Consider the following 17,851-nt stretch of genomic DNA (forward strand, 5'->3'; position numbering starts at 1 on the left):
ACGATGGAAAAATTTTTCAGCAAGCTGTCGATCAGGGCGAAGTTAAACATCATCATCGCCTTCATATTCCTGGCGGTAATTGCGGTCGCTACCGTGGTTAACGTCATGAGTGAACGACGTTATATTCTTGAGGTTGCCAAAGAACAGGTAACCGATCTCTCCTATTGGTATTTCGATAGTCTCAATACCATGATGCTGACCGGCACCATGGAACAGCGATCTATATTACGTGAAAAGCTATTAGCGCGTTCTCAGGTTAAAGAGGCACGCGTGGTGCGCGGCGAACCGGTCTCTCATCAGTATGGGCCAGGTCTACCGGAAGAACAGGCGGTGGATGAATTGGACTACAAAGGTTTGCAAGGTGAATCCAGTCTCATCGTTGAAGATACACCTCAAGGTCGTGTCATGACCGTAGTGACCCCATTTAAAGCAAGTGAAAACACCCGCGGCGTGAATTGTCTGCGCTGCCACGATGTGAAGCCCGGCGCGGTGAATGGCGCGATTCGCGTGTCATATTCATTAGCGCATATGGACGGCAATTCCGCGACCGAAACGATTCGTAATGTGGTAACGAATCTGGTGCTGTTCTGGGTCGGAATGATACTGGTTAATATGCTGTTACGCCGCTGGGTCATCCTGCCGCTGGGAAAACTCAATCACGCCGTTAGTCAGCGTGGTCAAGGCGATACTGGCATACGCGTCGAGCTTGAAGGAAATGATGAATTTACGAGGCTGGGACGCGCCTTTAACACCATGGCTGACAATATCAATGCTGCCAATGATCGTGAACACCAGACTGCCGTCGATTTGCAGACCAAGGTCGACGCGATGCTTGAGGTGGTAAACCGTGTAACCGAAGGTGACTTTAACGCGCGCGTACCGTTCTCAGGTAATGATGCCATCGGTGAGTTGGCGAGTAGTCTGCAAATCATGATTGACTTCATCAACACGTCTATCGAACAAAAGAAATTAGCGGTGGAAACCTTGCAGAAAAAGGTCGATGACTTACTGCTCATCGTAACTTCTGTTGCGGACGGAGATCTTACCCAGAATATTTCCATCGGTGGCAACGATGCGATCGCGCAATTAGCGCAAGGCGTACAAACGATGACCTCGCGTCTCAATGAACTCGTCGCGCAAGTGCAACGCTCAGGTGTGCAAGTGACCTCTGCGGCGACTGAAATGGCGGCAAGCGTTAAGCAAGTGGAGCTTACCGCAGAAAAGAATGCGCTTACCACAGGAGAAATCGCCACTACCGCAACTGAAATCTCCGCAACGTCTAAAGAATTGCTGGAGACCATGGACGAAGTGGCGGAAGTCGCGGAAAAGGCCTCTAGCTCAGCGGAACAGAGTCACAAGGGGCTGGTGCGCATGGAAGAACTCATGCGTCAGGTGGTGGAGTTTTCCAGCATCGTATCAGACGAACTGGAAGTGTTGAGCGATAAGGCCACAAATATCAGTGACGTGGTGACGACAATTTCGCGCGTGGCGGACCAAACCAATTTGTTGTCCTTAAATGCATCCATCGAAGCGGAAAAAGCGGGCGAATATGGCCGCGGTTTTTCCGTCGTTGCCAATGAAATACGACGTCTCGCAGACCAGTCGGCGGTAGCGACTTTAGACATTGAGCAAATGATAAGAGAGATGCAAGATGCGGTGAACTCAGGTGTGCGCAGTATGGGTAAGTTCGCCCATCAGTTGCAGGAAAGCGTTGCAGTGGTACAACACGTGAGCCAGGAACAATCAGAGATCATCGATCGCGTGGAAACACTCGGGCCGCGCTTTGAGTTAGTACACAAGGGAATGCACTCTCAATCTAAACGGGCAGAACAGATTAACGACGTGATGAAGCATCTCAGTGATGCTGCTCGACGCACAGTGGAATCACTGCATATTTCCTCCGCTGCAATTGAACGGCTGAATAATGCGGCAGGTGGGCTGCACAGTAGTGTGTCGCGATTTAAGGTGAGGACTAAAAACGCTCTGTTCAAAGATGGCGATAGTGGTGGCTCATCATGAACGAAGAAAAAATAGCAAAGCTGGTAGAGCAGGCCTGTTGGCGTCAAATTGGCGTCTGGAGCAGTAAAGTAGGGCGATGTGAATATTTGGAAATTGTTCGGCACTGTCGAAACTGCGAGGTGTTTTCTTCGGCTGCGCAAGGGGTGTTTGCGCGTGAAAGTAGTCAGGCAAAACTGTTTGAACGCTCACTTGACTTATTTCATTCAGGCGAAGTTGTAGCGCGTAGCGAAGGGATTTCTCTGTTGCCATTTCGCTTGGGAACGACGTGGTTTTGCACCCGACCTAAAGAGGTTATCTCCATAGCCCCCCAAAGCAAAGTGCACAGAATTCCGAATAGGGAGAGTGGCTTTATTCGAGGACTTGTACCGGTGGATGGCGCGATCTATCCCAGCATATGTTTGAATGTCTTCTTTGGTTTGACCTGTGCTGGCGAGGAGCGTTATCAGGACACAGGCGTATTTGAACGCACGGTGATTTTGCAAGCAGGTAAAAAACGCCTGGCGGTGTCAGTGGACGAGGTGCGCAACTTACACTATTTCAAGGCGCAGGAGGCAAAACCTCCAGGGCACAGGTGTAGCGACAAGTTACGTCCATACGTGAAACAGGAATTCGTTTTTGATTCCTATCTTGATGAAGTCGTTTTCGAACTGGATATGGAGTCAATTGGTCTGCAATACCTGAAGGCTTTGACATGAGTGGAAACGGTGGAGATCTCAGTGATTTTTCCATGCTTGATCTGTTTCGCATGGAGCTCGACAGTCAGACAAATATTCTCAATCAGGGTTTGCTTGCGCTGGAGAACCAAAATGCATCGGCAAAGGAACTTGAACGGTTGATGAGAGCTGCACACTCTATTAAAGGCGCCGCACGCATGGTGAATGTCAATAGCGTTGTGCGAATTTCTCATGTATTGGAAGAGTGCTTTGTGCAAACTCAGCAACGCAATCTGAGACTCAGTCATGATGATATCGACGCATTGTTGGGCAGCATAGACGTTTTGTGTGAAATTGCCAAACTTCCCGACAGTGATATGACCAGTTGGGATGCAAAATACGAAATTCAAATTGGCACAATAGAATCAAACTTGTTGGCAATAGCGAATAAGAATAAACGAGATTCAGTGGTTGTGACCAGTAATGATATAGATGCCCGGCTGTTACGTGATGAGGCGAATAAACAGTACGCGAAGGAAACGCTATTAAATGAGGAACGGAACACACTGCGAGTAGATGTAAATCGTATCAATCGCATTCTAAGCCTTGCCGGTGAATCGCTGGTAGAAAGTCACCGCCTGAACGACATGATGGAAACGTTCACCCAGTTCAAACAACAGCAAAATCGCTTAATGGATGAGTTGAATCGCCTGCGTGTGACAATGCGAGATGCGCCGATAAGCGGTTTAGTAAAGTCGCAATTTCAAAAATGCTATACGTCTGCCATGCATATGCGGCACACCTTGAATGAAAGGATTGTTGAGCTTGATAGTTTCGATCGCCGCAATGCGCTATTGATCGAACGCCTGCATGAGGAAGTACGATCTACGCGCATGCGTCCGGTATCGGCTCTTGTACATGCTTTTCCTCGTATTGTAAGGGATCTGGGAAGAACGCTGAGTAAAAAAGTCAAACTGCATATGTCTGGTTTGGCGACACTCGTGGATCGTGAGGTATTGGAACGTATAGACACGTCATTGAAACACCTGATTCTAAACGCGGTTGATCATGGCATTGAGGACGAATCGACCAGGTTGAATATGGGTAAAACTGCTGAGGGTCATATTACGCTTGAAGTGTCACAGAGCGCTGGAATGTTGTTTATTGTCGTCGAAGATGATGGCAAAGGGGTGGATCTTAGTGCCTTAAAACGGAAGGTAGTTAAGAAAGGAATTTCGAAAATGGATGTTCTTGACGATATGGATTCAAGCTCTTTGTTGTCGTTTTTGTTTATGGCTGGATTTAGTACGCGTAGCCGGACTGATACTCTGTCCGGGAGGGGAGTAGGTCTTGATTTGGTGCGTGAAACGATAGAGGGACTGGGAGGGAGCATATTTGTAAGTAGTCGCCCGGGGGAGGGAACGCGTTTTCAGTTACTTCTACCCCAAACAGTTTCCATTATGCGAATTCTATTGGTGGAAGCGGCAGGTGAGTTATATGGTTTTCCCTTGTCGCGAGTACACCGCGTGACGCGGATACAACGACAGGATATCGCAAAGAATTTACACGGCTATTGTTGCTATTTTGATGACGGCACGTTTCAGTTAATCAGTATTGATCAACTACTGGGTGAAAGTGTGCCAGAGCTTGCTCCAGAGCTGGACGTAGTCTTAATTGATCAGGCGGATCAAAAAATCGCGATTATCGTCGACAATATACTTGGACAGCGCGAAGTCTCGGTACAACGTCTTGATCCTGATCTTGGAGACATTCCAGGTGTTGATTCCGCGGCTATACTCGATGACGGTGAACTGACCTTGATTTTCAGTTCTCACGCACTGGCTGGGCTTTACAGCGATTTGAATGCAGAACGCAAGATTAATCTTGCCATGCCTCGGCGTCGTGGCGAGCGATACCTGCTTTTGATATGCGATTCTCCTACAACACGTGAAACGGCAAGACGTTTTTTGGTTCGACACGACTATCAAGTGATTACGATGCGCTATTCAGACAGTGTGGTTGATCGAATCAGAGGACAGACACCTGATGGCGTCATTGTCGGAACTGACATAGGGGAGGACTCGCTGCGAAAATTGTTTTTTGTATTGAACAAGGATGAATCTTTGCGTCATACACGCACCATGATGTTAGTCGATGATATGGACAAGTCTTGGTTGAATGAAGATCAATGGGCAATGCCCCAGTTGAATACGCGAGACACGGTTCGACAGGCCTTTTTACATACGGTGAACGCAATGTTGGCAGGAAAGCATTAATGCGAATTGGAATCGTCAATGATGTGCCATTAGTTTCTGAAGGATTACGCAGGGTATTAATGCGTCATACGGAATTCGATGTCGCGTGGCTAGCCTGTGACGGTCAGGAAGCCGTAGATAAATCAGGCATGGATCTGCCAGATGTCATTTTAATGGATTTAATCATGCCGGTAATGGACGGGGTGGAGGCTACACGGCAAATCATGCAGAACAATCCCTGTCCGATACTGATTGTTACCGCCTCAGTTGATGAGAATATTGCGATGGTATTCGACGCGATGAGTCACGGTGCGCTCGACGTTGTTACCACGCCTTTAGCCTGTACCGGAGACCCGGATCTGGGTACAGACGAGTTTCTGACTAAGATCAAACTCGTGCATGCCGCGGCTATGGCGACTACAACTCAGTTAACATCCAAGCGCGCGCAGAGTGCCAGTATGGATGCGTGTATGGAGGCCACCGGCCTGGTGGCAATAGGCGCTTCTTCTGGCGGCCCACAGGCGATTTTGAATGTATTAAATAGAATGTCGCGGAATTTGCCAGTCGCTATTGTTGTCGTACAACATATGGACGAAAAATTTGTCCCCAGCTTTATAGAGTGGCTACGTCAGCAACTGGGTCGGCCAGTACAGCGGGCTGTGGAAGGGAGTAAACTCTGTCAGGGGCGAATTTACGTTGCAGTGACCTCGGATCATTTGGTGCTTAATCAGGACCGGCACCTGGCGTATACCACTTTGCCGCTAGACTATCCTTATCGACCTTCTGTCGATATTTGGTTAAACAGCGTGGTGGAAAACTGGAAGCGCCCCGCGTGTGGTGTATTGCTGACCGGTATGGGAAGTGATGGTGCCACGGGATTGAGAAACATGCGGGAGAATGGTTATTACACCATTACGCAGGATAGGCAGACCAGCACGGTTTATGGAATGCCCGGTGCTGCGCGAGCACTTGACGCAGCAATAGAAGAATTACCGCTGGAACAAATCGGTCCAGCGGTCGAACGTTATATGGCAGCAAGAGTTAGATAAAGAGTATGGGTTGAATGTCAGGCGAAATTCAAAAGACACATGACGCACAGAAAACCATTGTGATGCTGGTAGACGATCAGTCTATTGTTGCGGAAGCTGTGCGTCGTATGCTGGCCGACGACCCGGAGATCGAATTTCACTATTGTGATCAACCGACGCGGGCAATTGATTTCGCCACGGAGTTACGCCCTACTGTCATATTGCAGGATCTGGTTATGCCTGATCTCGACGGTATTTCTCTGGTACGACACTATCGCTCAAATTCTGTAACAGCAAATGTGCCGGTCATAGTTTTATCGACCAAGGAAAATCCGAAGGATAAAAGCCTGGCCTTTAGCGTGGGGGCAAATGATTACCTGGTTAAACTTCCGGACAAAATAGAATTGATCGCGCGAGTGAAAGCGCATTCACGCAGCTATCTCACACAATTGGAGCGTGACGAAGCATATCGTCAGTTACAGGAATTGCAGGCTCAGTTGGAAGAGAGTAACGCGACTCTGCAATTGCTTTCCTGCCTGGATGGTTTGACAGGAATTGCCAATCGTCGTCGATTCGACGAGTTTATGAAAAATGAATGGAAGCGTGCACGTCGCGAACAATCCGTATTGTCGATGATCTTGGTCGACGTGGATATGTTTAAGGCATATAACGATAACTACGGCCATCAACAGGGTGACGATACCTTGAAAAGAGTCGCCAACACACTAAGCGCGGTGCTCAATCGCCCGGCGGACTTGCTGGCGCGTTATGGTGGAGAAGAGTTCGTCGTCGTCTTACCTGACACCGATCTGGACGGCGCATACAAAATGGCTGAGCGTTTTCGTGGTAATGTGATGGACCTTAACATTCCACATGACTATTCAACCCAGAAAATTGTGACGATAAGCGCAGGTATTGCGGCGTGCAAGCCGTCTGAAAAAGAGAATACACCTGAACGACTACTCGAAAAAGCAGACAAGGCTCTGTATGCGGCAAAGGAACAGGGAAGAAATCGGATAGTTTCTTACAACGATTTGAACAAGAAGAAATAGGACACAAATTCTGAAGTTGTAAAATTTATTAGTTTTTCTTTAGTTTAAACTGATTAATCAGCGTTTTGAGCTCGCTAGTCATGTTCGACAGCTGGTGGGATTTTTCCAGGGATGAACTGGCATCGTTGACTACCTTTTTAGCCATATCAGATATTTCGTGAGTGATATCACTCAAACTCTCATTCGATTGACGATGTATTTGAGATGCACTTTCGATACGCCGGTTTAGTACGGCAATTTTCTCGATCTCGCTCATCATCGCAATCAGATCTTTTGCCACCGAAGAAACGGTTTCCGAATTCTCATGTGCAAGCATCTTGGCGTTCTCCATCGAGCTTACCGCGACATTGGATTTACTTAGTAGTTGATCGATTATATTTTTGATTTCGGTTGTGGATTCATGTGTGCGTGATGCCAGGGTACGTACTTCATCGGCGACTACGGCAAAGCCTCTGCCTTGTTCTCCAGCGCGTGCGGCTTCGATAGCGGCATTTAGCGCAAGTAAATTGGTTTGTTCTGCGATATCGCTAATGACGTTGATGACTAGTCCTACTTCATTGCTCTGTTGCGCCAGAGCCTCGATGCTGTCAGCTACTCGGGTAATCTCTTCCGAGAGTTGCGTGATAGAACGGGTTGTTTGTTCCAGATGATGGCTGCCTTGACTGGCTTTTTCCTCGGTCGTGTTGGCGTTTTCCGAAGCGGCAACCGCATTTTCGTTGATTTCAACAATACCGCGTAGCATTTCCTGTATTGAGTGGTTGGTAACCTTGCTCTTCTCAAGTTGCTGACTGGCGCTATTTTGTGTTGTGCGGGCCAGATTCGATACCGCATCTGTTGTTTCCGCTACACTAGCCGTCTGTTTCTGAATCTTGCCGATAATTTCGCGAAAGGTTTCCTGCATGGTATTGGTGCTTTCGGCCAGATCTCCAATCAGATCATCGTATTTAAAGTCGCAGCTTTGTGTGAGATCTTTTCGACCAATGGCTTGTGAGATGCTTCTGATTTCGCGTAATGGCGAGAGCAGGATGCGGTTGACCAGATAGAAATTGACAATGCCAATGGTCACTCCCGCGAGTATGCAGCCGATAGTAAACCATACCAACATTCCAGGTTTCCATTCGACGAACATGGCGGCATAAAATGGAAAAACAGCGCCCATGAACAATCCGAAGCCATAACACGCATACATAAGGCGCGCGAGCAGACTTTTTCTAGGGTTGCGAAGAAGAATCCAACTGCGACTTTGTTTCACGTCTATTCAGGTGTCTATCCGTTATTCATCAAGATATAACGACAAAAGAGGCCCTGATTTTGAGTGTTTTTAACGAATTTAATATGAGAGACAGTGCGGTTATAAGTCTGGCGGCATAATTCGCGCAGTTTTAACCATGTTTTCAGAGGTCTGCATGATTTCGATGGCATATTCGTTAATCTTGACGCTTATTCCTGCTTCCGGAATGCTTTCCAAATATTCCACCACCACACCGTTTAATGTTTTTGGTCCGTCTTGAGGAAGATCCCATTGCATCACACGATTTAGTTCACGGATATAGGTGCTGCCATCGACGAGAAAACTCCCGTCCTCCTGGGGATGGATTTCCTTGATGAGTGCTGACGGGTCGCTGGTAAACTCACCGACGATTTCCTCAAGAATATCTACGAGTGTAACCAGGCCCTGAATGTCACCATACTCGTTAACTACCAGACCAATTCGGCGTTGCTGGCGTTGAAAATTAAGCAACTGTGTATTGAGTGGCGTGGCTTCCGGAATAAAATACGGCTCTCGCATGTTGGCCTCAATCGCCTGTTTCGAAAACTCTTCCTGAGCCATCAAATGCATGACGTGCCGAATATGGAGAATTCCTTCGATATTGTCTATATCACCACGGTATACCGGCAGACGGGTATGCTGACTGTGAGTGAGTTGTTCTTTTATATCTGCCCAATCGTCTTCGAGGTCGATTCCCTGCACTTCATTACGTGGAATCATGATGTCTTCGACAGTCACTTTTTCGAGGTCCAGTATGCTCAGCAACATTGACTGATGTCGTTTTGGAATCAATGCGCCGGCCTCATTTACGACAGTGCGCAATTCTTCCGTACTCAAGTGATGGCTGTTCGCGCCTTCGACATCGACGCCTAACAAACGCAGCAAGGAATTGGCTATGCCATTGACCACCCATACCAGGGGATAAAGTATTTTCAGTAGTGGAATAAAGATAAAAGCCGCAGGAAAGGCGATGCGCTCTGGATGCAAAGCGGCCAGCGTTTTAGGCGCGACTTCCGCAAAAATCAAAATGACAAGTGTTAATAGGCCCGCCGCGATGGCGATGGCAGTTTCCCCACCTAAACGCAAGGCGATGATAGTGGTTAATGATGAGGCGAGGATGTTAACAAAATTATTGCCAAGCAGAATGAGGCCAATCAGGCGGTCAGGACGCTCGAGTAAGCGGTTCGCTCGAATAGCGCCCTTGTGCTTGATCTGCAGCAGATGTCTCAGCCGATAACGATTTAACGTCATCAAGCCTGTCTCTGATCCCGAGAAAAAGGCGGACAATATTAAGAGAAAAATCAGTGAGCCAAACAGCGCACTTAAAGGAATTTCATTCAATGATGGCTAACCCCTTTAGCCTCGATAAGCGGAATCCAACCCGTATTACACGGGCCATTGTGGGCGCTGTCAATCCCGAATGACGTCGGTAACGTTTTAACCGAGATCAAATTTATCGACATTCTTCATGGAATAGTGCGTTGTTTTTTTTCAATAAATGTTAAGTTTTCCGTTATATTTGCCGTTTAACGCTTGAGCAGTATTTCGAGTACGTATTTACTGCCGAAGTAGGCGACCATTAGTGTGACAAAGCCGCTAATGGTCCAGCGTACGGCAGTACGACCGCGCCAGCCGTGTTTCCAGCGCCCCCATAACAGGGTGGCAAACACTAGCCAGGCCACGACGGAAAGCACGGTTTTGTGCACGATGTGTTGAGCGAACATATCTTCAAGGTAGACAAAACCGCTGGCAAGAGACATGGTTTGTAGGGCGAAACCGATGCTGATCATTTGAAACAATAATGTTTCCATGGTTTCAAGTGCAGGGAGCGCACGGATAAAACCACCCGGATGGCGGTTATGGAGATTTCGCTCCTGGGTAGATAGCAGTATTGCCTGTACACAGGCTAGCCCAAGAAGGCTGTAGGCCAGTATGGAAAACAGGATGTGAATACTCAGGCCTCTCGCTTCATTCAGCACAATATGTGTTGTCGGAACGGTGGTATGTATAGACAATACGATGGCTGTTACGGGAAAGATAATGATGCCAAGCGCTTCGATAGGTTTGTTCATCATCGCGATTAACAGTAGACTTGCGACGAACCAGACAGCAACGGAACTTATGTTGGTAAATCCAAGGTTGAGACCGGCTTCGGTCACTACGGTAGCGTATAAGGCCCAAGCGTGAAGCAACAGTGCGACGAAGGTACACAGAAGTACAATGCTTTTACCTGGTGCGGCGGCGAGGTCAGGTCTAAGACGACGCAGCAGTATAACGGATGAAAGCAGATAACAAAGTATGGATAGCGCACTAACAAAAGTAAGCATTGTAAACGGGGCTCCGAGGAAACTCAGGCGAATAATGGCACAACCCCCGGCGCCATTGAAGGGGTAAGTTGGCAAAAATGGCAAACTTTTTCAGGACGAGTAAAGAGAGCAGGTTCAGAACAATATGAAGATTCGGGTCCTAGGATGTAGCGGCGGTATCGGTGCAGGTCTTCGAACCACGTCAATTTTGATTGACGATGACATTCTGATCGATGCGGGTACTGGCGTCGGTGATTTATCGCTGGATGAGATGAGTCGCATACGACATGTGTTTCTGACGCATTCACACATGGACCATATCACTGCACTTCCTTTGATGATCGACAGCATATTTGAACGTATCAATGATCCTATCAACGTGTACACGCAGCCTGAAACCGCCAAGGCGATCAAGGAACATGTTTTCAATTGGATGATCTGGCCAGATTTTACAGTTTTACCTACAGAAGAAAATCCAGTGCTGAATTTTCACTCGATGGTGCCAGGTGAAACGATCGAGATAAAGAAGCGCGTCATTGAAATGATTGCTGTCAATCACAACATTCCTGCCGCAGGTTATCGCGTACAGGGAGAGAATGGCGCGTTCGCGTTCAGTGGAGACACAACAACCAATGACTCATTCTGGGAAGCGCTTAACAAACACGGATCATTAGAATTACTGTTTGTGGAAACGGCGTTTACCAATCGACAACGAAATCTCGCGCAAATTGCCCATCACTATTGTTCCTCGTTATTGGCTAATGACCTGAACAAGCTGAAGCATCGCCCCGATGTCTATCTCACGCATCTGAAACCAGGCGAGGAAATTGCCATACTCTCGGAAATGCGCGTGGCGGTACAACAGTTCGCCCTTAAAACCTTGGTCGGGGGCGAGGTTTTTACGTTATAATCCCAGGCCCTGTTTTCGCAATTATTCCGACAAGGCCGACCCATGCTCGAAAATCTCACCGATCGCTTTGCCCAGTCTCTACGAGCCATTCGTGGTCAGGCACGCATTACCGAAGACAATATCAAGGATACCCTGCGAGAAGTACGCATGGCGCTACTGGAAGCCGATGTAGCCTTGCCTGTGGTGCGGGAATTTGTTAATCGCGTCAAAGAGCGGGCGGTTGGCCAGGAAGTCATCAAGAGCATCTCCCCCGGCCAGGCCTTTGTCAAAGTCGTCAATGATGAACTTATCCATGTCATGGGTGAGGCGAATGAGGAGCTAAATCTTAGCGTACAACCCCCCGCCGTGATTCTGATGGCAGGACTCCAGGGGGCGGGTAAAACGACAACTGTCGCCAAACTGGCCCGTTGGCTAAAAGAGAAAAAAAACAAGACCGTGCTGGTGACCAGTGCGGACATTTATCGGCCCGCAGCAATCAAGCAGCTCGAGACCGTCGCCGCCGAAGTCGGTGCGCTGTTCCATCCCAGTAATGAAAAGCAAGACCCTGTTGATATTGCCAAGGGTGCGATAGACGCTGCGCGCAAGAAATTCGCCGATGTCGTCATTGTCGATACGGCGGGTCGCCTGCATGTGGATGAGGAAATGATGGCCGAGATTCGGCGTCTGCATGGAGCCATCAATCCGGTAGAAACCTTATTCGTCGTCGATTCCATGACAGGTCAGGACGCAGCCAATACTGCCAAGGCCTTTGGTGACGCCCTGCCCCTGACGGGTGTGGTGCTAACCAAGACCGATGGTGATGCCCGCGGCGGTGCTGCTCTGTCGGTAAGACAGATTACGGGTAAGCCGATCAAGTTTATCGGTGTTGGTGAAAAGACTACAGCTCTCCAGCCGTTTCACCCTGAACGTATTGCCTCTCGAATTCTTGGCATGGGCGACGTGCTCACCCTGGTAGAAGAGGCCGAGTCCAAGCTCGACAAAAACGAGGCCGCGCGCCTCGCGGGCAAGCTTCAGCGAGGGCAGGGGTTCGATCTAAACGATTTCCTCAGCCAGGTCCAGCAGATGAACAAGCTCGGCGGTATTGCCAACCTGATGGATAAGTTGCCGGGCATGGGGCAGCTCTCCGATGAGGTGAAGAGCAAGGTAAACGATAAGCAAATCAAACAGGTTGAAGCGATCATCCTGTCCATGACCCCTCAGGAACGTTCCCGTCCGGATGTCATACGCGGCTCACGCAAGCGTCGTATCGCTAATGGCTCCGGTACCCAAATTCAGGATGTAAATCGCCTACTCAAGCAGTTTACCCAGATGCAGAAGATGATGAAGAAGATGGGCAAGAAGGGTGGCATGATGAAGATGATGAAACAACTCAAGGGCGGTATGCCTAACGGGATGCCCTTTTAGCGCAACAAGGTTTTGCAGCCCCATCCAACCTAGAATTAAAAGGATTTAATATGCCGGTTTTCACTTTAGATCAGTGGAAGTCTCACCAAATGAAGGACTATACACAGCACTTGGCGATGAATTGCGGGGGAACGGCGGCGACGTTTGCGATATATGGCTTGGTGGAGAACGTGCCGGAGTCTGCCATTCGTAAATTGCTCATTCAGGAAAGCGTGCCCGGCAAGAAACTCGAGACGCTGATTAACCAGGCAGGTAAGGATAATATCCGTGCATCCAGTCCTGAGCGAGTCAAAACCGCCAACTATGGGGATGTCAATCCACATGAGCTAGGTGGATTGAGTTCTGAGGTATTGGAAGACATATATAAGGATATGTTGACGACTAATGGGTATCGCTGCGTTATACAGTCCTGCCATGTCAGCAAGAAGAAAGAGAGTTCCAATTGGTACAAGGATCCTCATTGGCAGACCTGGTATTTGTCTAAGAATGGCGAATTACGATCCTATAACGCCTGGCCTTATTGGACAGCGGCGACGATTAAAAACACCTTTGTCGGTACGCCAGTAGGTTTTATCGCAGTTAGTGGTCCACGAATTCGGGAGCAAGCGGTATTTCAAGCTATTCCACCGAGATCAGGGAATATAGAAGGACAGAAGAGTCGCTTTGATCAGCGAATCCGTCAATAACCACTTATCTGAAAAAACTTACCCGGAAGATACGAAATCTTACCTTGACGGACTTATTCACGTCGTTATGCGCTTGCTTCTGGAATGGTTTGAACTTCCGTAGAAGAATTGTCTGGAAAGCGTAATACAAACCAGAAGCGTGAACCTTTTCCTGGCGTACTTTCCACTCCGATATATCCTCCCATTAGTTCAACCAGCTGTTTACTAATCGCTAAACCAAGTCCTATACCGCCATGGATACGGGTAAAAGATTCATCGACCTGGGTGAATTTTTCAAAGATATAGGTGAGTTTGCCTTTTTCGATACCGCAACCGGTGTCTGTAACCGAGAATCGCAGCAGATTCCAGTTGTTATTGTCTTTGCTCACTTTAAGAATAATGGAACCGTGTTGCGTAAATTTATAGGCGTTGCTGATAAGATTAACCAGGATTTGTCGCAGTCGAATTGGATCTCCTTGTTGCGTTTCCGATAGCATCGGATCATATTGGAGTATGAGTTCTAAATCGGGTTTTTCGTGTGACTTCCTGAAGAGCTCTAGAACTTCTTCCAGTAGTTTTCGCAAATTGAAGGTTTCGAACTGCAGCGCAAATTCTCCTGACACGTTTTGAGAGTAGTCAAGAACATTGCTTAGTAGTTCGAGTAGATGAAGTCCCTGCGCATAGAGTACATCGACATATTGTGTTTGTTCTTCATCCAGCGGAGTATCCTTTAGGGAATCTGCCATTCCGATGATGCCGTTCAATGGCGTTCTTACCTCGTGGCTCATATTGGCGAGAAATAGTGACTTAGCCTTGTTTGATGCCTCTGCCGCATCCATGGCTTTAGATAAATCGGCGAGCGTATTTTGCAGGTCGGTGGTGGCTAGTCGTCGCCTTTCCACTTCTTCAGATAACATGTGATTGTTTTCAGCGAGTTGACTCTGAGAATTTGCAAGCTCAATGAGCGAGGAGCGAAATTTTTCCAGACTTCTGCAGACGGTTGCAATTTCATCATTTTCTCCTCTCAAGGGAATTTCAATATCTGTGTTGCCTTGTTGTAAATCGTTTAGCGTCTTGCTTATTACGCTAACATTGCGAGACATACTGCGCGTAACAGCAAAGCTCGTCAATAGCATAATCATGACAAATGCTGCTATGACGGTGCCAATAGGGTGGTACACGTCCTTGATGGTATCCATCTCCACAACCAGTTCGCTATTAATGTGAGATGAAATGTCAAAAATAATATGCGAAAGAAAGCTATTGGTTTTGTTAAAGCTGTTAGACGCCTCAAGCAAATATTTTTCTGACAGCCTGAGATTTACGGTAATCATCTCTATCGCGAGACTGATGGATTTTCGGTAAAGAATTAACTCGTCATGTATTTGATCAAAATTAATTTCATAGTCAAAATGATGCGCGTTCGGGGAGTGATTTACTTTGTTGGAAAGCTGGCTAACCAGGTTATCGATTCTATCGAGGTAGTTGCGACCAAGTAGGTAGGCATCTTGTTCGCTATAATTTTTCGGCGCATTTTTAATCAGATTAAATATATCATTGTGAATGCTTGAAAGTTCCTCGAAGCCCCGAGCAACAAGATGTAGTTGATGAATTTCCTCGATTGCGATGTGTTCTACCGTGTCTTCATACTGGCTGGCAGTTAAGAAGGTAAACGTGCTGGCAGTAACGATACCCAGGCTTGCAAGGAATAAAGTGAGTCGTATCTGATTTTTAAACGACCAACTGGAAAAGCTATTGAATTTCATCTTTCCCGGATTTTCTTGTTATCGTCTTCCAGGTCTCTGGTAAAACCGCATAGATTTCTGAAAACGAATGATTGTCGTCTGACTTGAATATATGGATTACCCCTTCTGGCTTAGGCCAGATTCCGATAGCCTCCTGTAAATTTGCCGTGTGCGCGACGATCACCTCATTTGTTCCGCCAGGAGGAATTTTGTGTAGTAGCTCGTTAAGAATGCGGGACTTTTTTTCGCGTTCCTCCCGTGTAAGGCTCATTACAAAGTAAAGCGAGTCATTTACCTGCGGTGCGCCAAAGGAAAGTTGAGCAGTCTCTATACAGCGGCAAAATGGGCTGCTGTGAATTTCGTGGATGGGAATGTTCATGTCCCGGAATGCCTGGCCTATCCACCTTGCCTGATTTCTGCCAGTCTCGGATAGCATTCGTTGAGTAGTACAGTCCTTCAGGTTTACTGGTTGGACATCTTCTTGTGTGTGGTCGGTTGCGGTATGCCGCATATAGATCACATAGCCGCCTTTTTTCAAAGTAGGAATGAAATCACGTAGAGCCGAGTCGGCAAGTAGGTGAGGCTGATTTGCCGCATAAACTGGTAAGGTGCCCAAGAAGACTATTGGGATTAATATGAAGAAATTCGCACAAAGATGGCCAGGTTTCATTTTTTATCACGCAACAAGGTCTATTGGGTTTATTTCGTCTCATATAAATAGAATCATTAGCAGGTAATTTGCGAGTAATAGTGGGGAAAAATGTGTAACTTATTGATATATATGAGTGTACAGGTTTGTTTGGACAAAGCTCGGGTGGGATTATTCTTGATACGTCGGCGGTTTGGCATAATTTGTAGCCAAACAAGGGATAATCCTTTAAATCACATCCACATTAGTATAAAATTCGCCGCTTCTTTGGGCATGGGTGGCTTGCGCGCGCCCGGCGGAGGCCGTAGACGGACCCGCAATAGGCCTACTGATTTATTTTGATGAGGATTTGAGTAGATGGTAACGATTCGTTTATCACGCGGCGGCGCAAAAAAGCGTCCTTTCTACCACATGGTTGTAACTGACAAGCGTAATCGCCGCGATGGCCGTTATCTTGAGCGTGTCGGCTTTTTCAATCCTATTGCAACTGGCGCTGAAGAGCGTCTTCGCGTCAACAAGGAGCGCGTGGAATTCTGGTTAGGCCAGGGTGCACAAACTTCTGAACGCGTTGCAAAATTGCTGAAAGAGGCATAAGCCAAAGTACGCATGGGTGGTGAGAGTCCGATTATCGTCGGTAGGATTTCGGGCATATATGGTGTGAAAGGATGGGTGAAGGTCTATTCTCACACCAATCCAATAGATAACATCACGCATTACAATCCCTGGTTGCTCCGAACAGGCCAGGGATGGCAGCCCCGTAAGGTGGTTGCTGCCCGGCAGCATGGTAAGGGCATTGTTGCCCTACTAGAAGACTGCCACGACCGGGATCATGCCCGAGCGCTGATTGATGTCGATATCGGCATCACCAGGGAACAGCTTCCAGCACTTGCCCCAGGCGAGTATTACTGGAATGATCTGGAAGGTCTGAGCGTTGAACATATCGATGGAACGCCAATGGGGAGAGTAGACCATCTATTCGCGACCGGCGCTAACGATGTGATGGTAGTCAAAGGCGATGTTGAACGCTTGATTCCATTTGTTCAGGGTTCCGTGATAGTTGAAATAGACCTGGAAAAACAGCTTGTTAAAGTTGATTGGCCCTTGGACTTTTAAGCGGTTCAGGCGCCAGATGAATGAAAATTGACGTCGTAACACTCTTCCCGCAAATGCTGACGGGATTTCTGGAATATGGTGTTATTGGCAGAGCGGTGAAGCGCAAGGATTTGGACATACAGGTCTGGAACCCGCGAGACTTTACCGCCGATCGTCACCGTACTGTCGATGACCGTCCATTTGGTGGTGGTCCCGGGATGGTGATGATGGTAGAACCGCTGCAGAAGGCGGTGCAGGCAGCAAAGGCAGCTGGGCCTGTGGGACGCAAAGTGATTTATCTTTCTCCCCAGGGGCGCAGATTGGACCAGCAGGGTCTGCAGGAATTATCGCAACGTCCAGGTGTAATATTAGTCGCTGGTCGTTATGAAGGCGTCGATGAACGTTTCATCGAGTCTGAAGTCGATGAGGAGTGGTCTATAGGGGACTACGTACTCAGTGGGGGCGAATTGGCAGCTATGGTCTTAATAGACGGCATGGCGCGTTTACTCCCAGGAGTGCTTGGGCACGAGGCATCGGCACAAGAGGATTCTTTTGTGTCGGGCTTACTGGATTGTCCGCACTATACCCGGCCCGAAAGCTATCAAGGCGAGACGGTACCAGCGGTATTGTTAAGTGGTGATCATCAGGCGATAGCCCGCTGGCGCGAGAAACAGGCGCTGGGCCGGACCTGGTTAAGAAGGCCGGAATTGATAAATGAATCCGAGCTGGATGAACGACAGCAGTTGTTACTGCGGGAATTCATCCAGGAACAAAATGAATCTTGAATACATCGATATTATGGA

The 17,851-nt window shown here is 47.9% G+C and carries 16 protein-coding genes; 11 read left to right on the top strand and 5 right to left on the bottom strand.

Going from position 1 to position 17,851, the window contains the following annotated elements; all coding sequences use genetic code 11:
- Nucleotides 1-3: 3 nt before the first annotated feature.
- The 5 genes from OEZ43_13710 to OEZ43_13730 are packed head-to-tail and all read left to right on the top strand — an operon-like array spanning nt 4 to nt 7,007.
- A complete protein-coding gene (locus tag OEZ43_13710; protein ID MDH5546645.1) occupies nt 4-2,019 on the top strand; it encodes a methyl-accepting chemotaxis protein in 2,016 nt (671 codons plus the stop codon).
- On the top strand, nt 2,016-2,714 hold the full coding sequence (locus OEZ43_13715; protein ID MDH5546646.1) for a chemotaxis protein CheW: 699 nt from the start codon (nt 2,016-2,018) through the stop codon (nt 2,712-2,714). The genes OEZ43_13710 and OEZ43_13715 overlap by 4 nt, the downstream gene beginning before the upstream one ends.
- The gene (locus tag OEZ43_13720; GenBank protein ID MDH5546647.1) at nt 2,711-4,948 is read left to right on the top strand and encodes an ATP-binding protein; all 2,238 of its coding nucleotides are present in this window, start codon (nt 2,711-2,713) and stop codon (nt 4,946-4,948) included. Before OEZ43_13715 ends, OEZ43_13720 begins: the two co-directional genes overlap by 4 nt.
- Nucleotides 4,948-5,976 (top strand): chemotaxis-specific protein-glutamate methyltransferase CheB, encoded by a 1,029-nt coding sequence (gene cheB, locus OEZ43_13725; protein ID MDH5546648.1) that lies wholly within the window; start codon nt 4,948-4,950, stop codon nt 5,974-5,976. The genes OEZ43_13720 and cheB overlap by 1 nt, the downstream gene beginning before the upstream one ends.
- A gap of 14 nt (nt 5,977-5,990) precedes the next feature.
- Nucleotides 5,991-7,007: a diguanylate cyclase gene (locus OEZ43_13730; GenBank protein MDH5546649.1), complete on the top strand. Its 1,017-nt coding sequence runs from the start codon at nt 5,991-5,993 to the stop codon at nt 7,005-7,007.
- A gap of 28 nt (nt 7,008-7,035) precedes the next feature.
- Here OEZ43_13730 and OEZ43_13735 read toward each other — a convergent pair whose 3' ends face one another.
- The 3 genes from OEZ43_13735 to ccsA all read right to left on the bottom strand — a co-directional run bounded on the left by OEZ43_13735 (nt 7,036) and on the right by ccsA (nt 10,604).
- On the bottom strand, nt 7,036-8,166 hold the full coding sequence (locus tag OEZ43_13735) for a methyl-accepting chemotaxis protein (GenBank protein ID MDH5546650.1): 1,131 nt from the start codon (nt 8,164-8,166) through the stop codon (nt 7,036-7,038).
- Between the two features lie 192 nt (nt 8,167-8,358).
- Nucleotides 8,359-9,618, bottom strand: coding sequence for an HlyC/CorC family transporter (locus tag OEZ43_13740; protein ID MDH5546651.1), 1,260 nt, complete (start codon nt 9,616-9,618; stop codon nt 8,359-8,361).
- Nucleotides 9,619-9,803: 185 nt separating this feature from the next.
- Nucleotides 9,804-10,604, bottom strand: coding sequence for a cytochrome c biogenesis protein CcsA (gene ccsA / locus OEZ43_13745; protein ID MDH5546652.1), 801 nt, complete (start codon nt 10,602-10,604; stop codon nt 9,804-9,806).
- 124 nt (nt 10,605-10,728) lie between these two features.
- On the opposite strand from ccsA, the gene OEZ43_13750 reads away from it, so the two are divergent.
- The 3 genes from OEZ43_13750 to OEZ43_13760 are packed head-to-tail and all read left to right on the top strand — an operon-like array spanning nt 10,729 to nt 13,583.
- Nucleotides 10,729-11,493 carry a 3',5'-cyclic-nucleotide phosphodiesterase gene (locus OEZ43_13750; protein ID MDH5546653.1) on the top strand — a complete coding sequence of 255 codons (765 nt, stop codon included), beginning with the start codon at nt 10,729-10,731 and terminating at the stop codon, nt 11,491-11,493.
- A 42-nt stretch (nt 11,494-11,535) separates the two neighbouring features.
- Nucleotides 11,536-12,897 carry a signal recognition particle protein gene (gene ffh / locus OEZ43_13755; GenBank protein MDH5546654.1) on the top strand — a complete coding sequence of 454 codons (1,362 nt, stop codon included), beginning with the start codon at nt 11,536-11,538 and terminating at the stop codon, nt 12,895-12,897.
- Nucleotides 12,898-12,947: 50 nt separating this feature from the next.
- Complete coding sequence (locus tag OEZ43_13760) at nt 12,948-13,583, top strand: hypothetical protein (GenBank protein ID MDH5546655.1); 636 nt, start codon at nt 12,948-12,950, stop codon at nt 13,581-13,583.
- Between the two features lie 65 nt (nt 13,584-13,648).
- On the opposite strand, the gene OEZ43_13765 is transcribed toward OEZ43_13760, so the two are convergent.
- Nucleotides 13,649-15,328 (bottom strand): ATP-binding protein, encoded by a 1,680-nt coding sequence (locus OEZ43_13765; GenBank protein ID MDH5546656.1) that lies wholly within the window; start codon nt 15,326-15,328, stop codon nt 13,649-13,651.
- Nucleotides 15,315-15,818, bottom strand: a complete 504-nt coding sequence (locus OEZ43_13770; GenBank protein ID MDH5546657.1) for a histidine phosphatase family protein — start codon at nt 15,816-15,818, stop codon at nt 15,315-15,317. The genes OEZ43_13765 and OEZ43_13770 overlap by 14 nt, the downstream gene beginning before the upstream one ends.
- 495 nt (nt 15,819-16,313) lie before the next feature.
- Here OEZ43_13770 and rpsP point away from each other — a divergent pair, with 495 nt between their 5' ends.
- Genes rpsP through trmD form a run of 3 tightly spaced genes read left to right on the top strand, consistent with a single transcriptional unit; the run spans nt 16,314 to nt 17,833 of the window.
- Nucleotides 16,314-16,550, top strand: coding sequence for a 30S ribosomal protein S16 (gene rpsP / locus OEZ43_13775; GenBank protein MDH5546658.1), 237 nt, complete (start codon nt 16,314-16,316; stop codon nt 16,548-16,550).
- Between the two features lie 12 nt (nt 16,551-16,562).
- On the top strand, nt 16,563-17,069 hold the full coding sequence (rimM, locus tag OEZ43_13780) for a ribosome maturation factor RimM (protein ID MDH5546659.1): 507 nt from the start codon (nt 16,563-16,565) through the stop codon (nt 17,067-17,069).
- A 20-nt stretch (nt 17,070-17,089) separates the two neighbouring features.
- Nucleotides 17,090-17,833: a tRNA (guanosine(37)-N1)-methyltransferase TrmD gene (gene trmD / locus OEZ43_13785; protein MDH5546660.1), complete on the top strand. Its 744-nt coding sequence runs from the start codon at nt 17,090-17,092 to the stop codon at nt 17,831-17,833.
- Nucleotides 17,834-17,851: the final 18 nt, after the last annotated feature.

The organism is Gammaproteobacteria bacterium, assembly GCA_029881255.1.
Lineage (GTDB): Bacteria > Pseudomonadota > Gammaproteobacteria > S012-40 > S012-40 > JAOUMY01.

Coding starts and splice junctions, on each gene's coding strand:
- OEZ43_13710 (MDH5546645.1), top strand. CDS start 4: ATGGAAAAATTTTTCAGCAAGCTGTCGATCAGGGCGAAGTTAAACATC.
- OEZ43_13715 (MDH5546646.1), top strand. CDS start 2,016: ATGAACGAAGAAAAAATAGCAAAGCTGGTAGAGCAGGCCTGTTGGCGT.
- OEZ43_13720 (MDH5546647.1), top strand. CDS start 2,711: ATGAGTGGAAACGGTGGAGATCTCAGTGATTTTTCCATGCTTGATCTG.
- cheB (MDH5546648.1), top strand. CDS start 4,948: ATGCGAATTGGAATCGTCAATGATGTGCCATTAGTTTCTGAAGGATTA.
- OEZ43_13730 (MDH5546649.1), top strand. CDS start 5,991: ATGTCAGGCGAAATTCAAAAGACACATGACGCACAGAAAACCATTGTG.
- OEZ43_13735 (MDH5546650.1), bottom strand. CDS start 8,166: ATGGGCGCTGTTTTTCCATTTTATGCCGCCATGTTCGTCGAATGGAAA.
- ccsA (MDH5546652.1), bottom strand. CDS start 10,604: ATGCTTACTTTTGTTAGTGCGCTATCCATACTTTGTTATCTGCTTTCA.
- OEZ43_13750 (MDH5546653.1), top strand. CDS start 10,729: ATGAAGATTCGGGTCCTAGGATGTAGCGGCGGTATCGGTGCAGGTCTT.
- ffh (MDH5546654.1), top strand. CDS start 11,536: ATGCTCGAAAATCTCACCGATCGCTTTGCCCAGTCTCTACGAGCCATT.
- OEZ43_13760 (MDH5546655.1), top strand. CDS start 12,948: ATGCCGGTTTTCACTTTAGATCAGTGGAAGTCTCACCAAATGAAGGAC.
- OEZ43_13765 (MDH5546656.1), bottom strand. CDS start 15,328: ATGAAATTCAATAGCTTTTCCAGTTGGTCGTTTAAAAATCAGATACGA.
- OEZ43_13770 (MDH5546657.1), bottom strand. CDS start 15,818: ATGCGGCATACCGCAACCGACCACACACAAGAAGATGTCCAACCAGTA.
- rpsP (MDH5546658.1), top strand. CDS start 16,314: ATGGTAACGATTCGTTTATCACGCGGCGGCGCAAAAAAGCGTCCTTTC.
- rimM (MDH5546659.1), top strand. CDS start 16,563: ATGGGTGGTGAGAGTCCGATTATCGTCGGTAGGATTTCGGGCATATAT.
- trmD (MDH5546660.1), top strand. CDS start 17,090: ATGAAAATTGACGTCGTAACACTCTTCCCGCAAATGCTGACGGGATTT.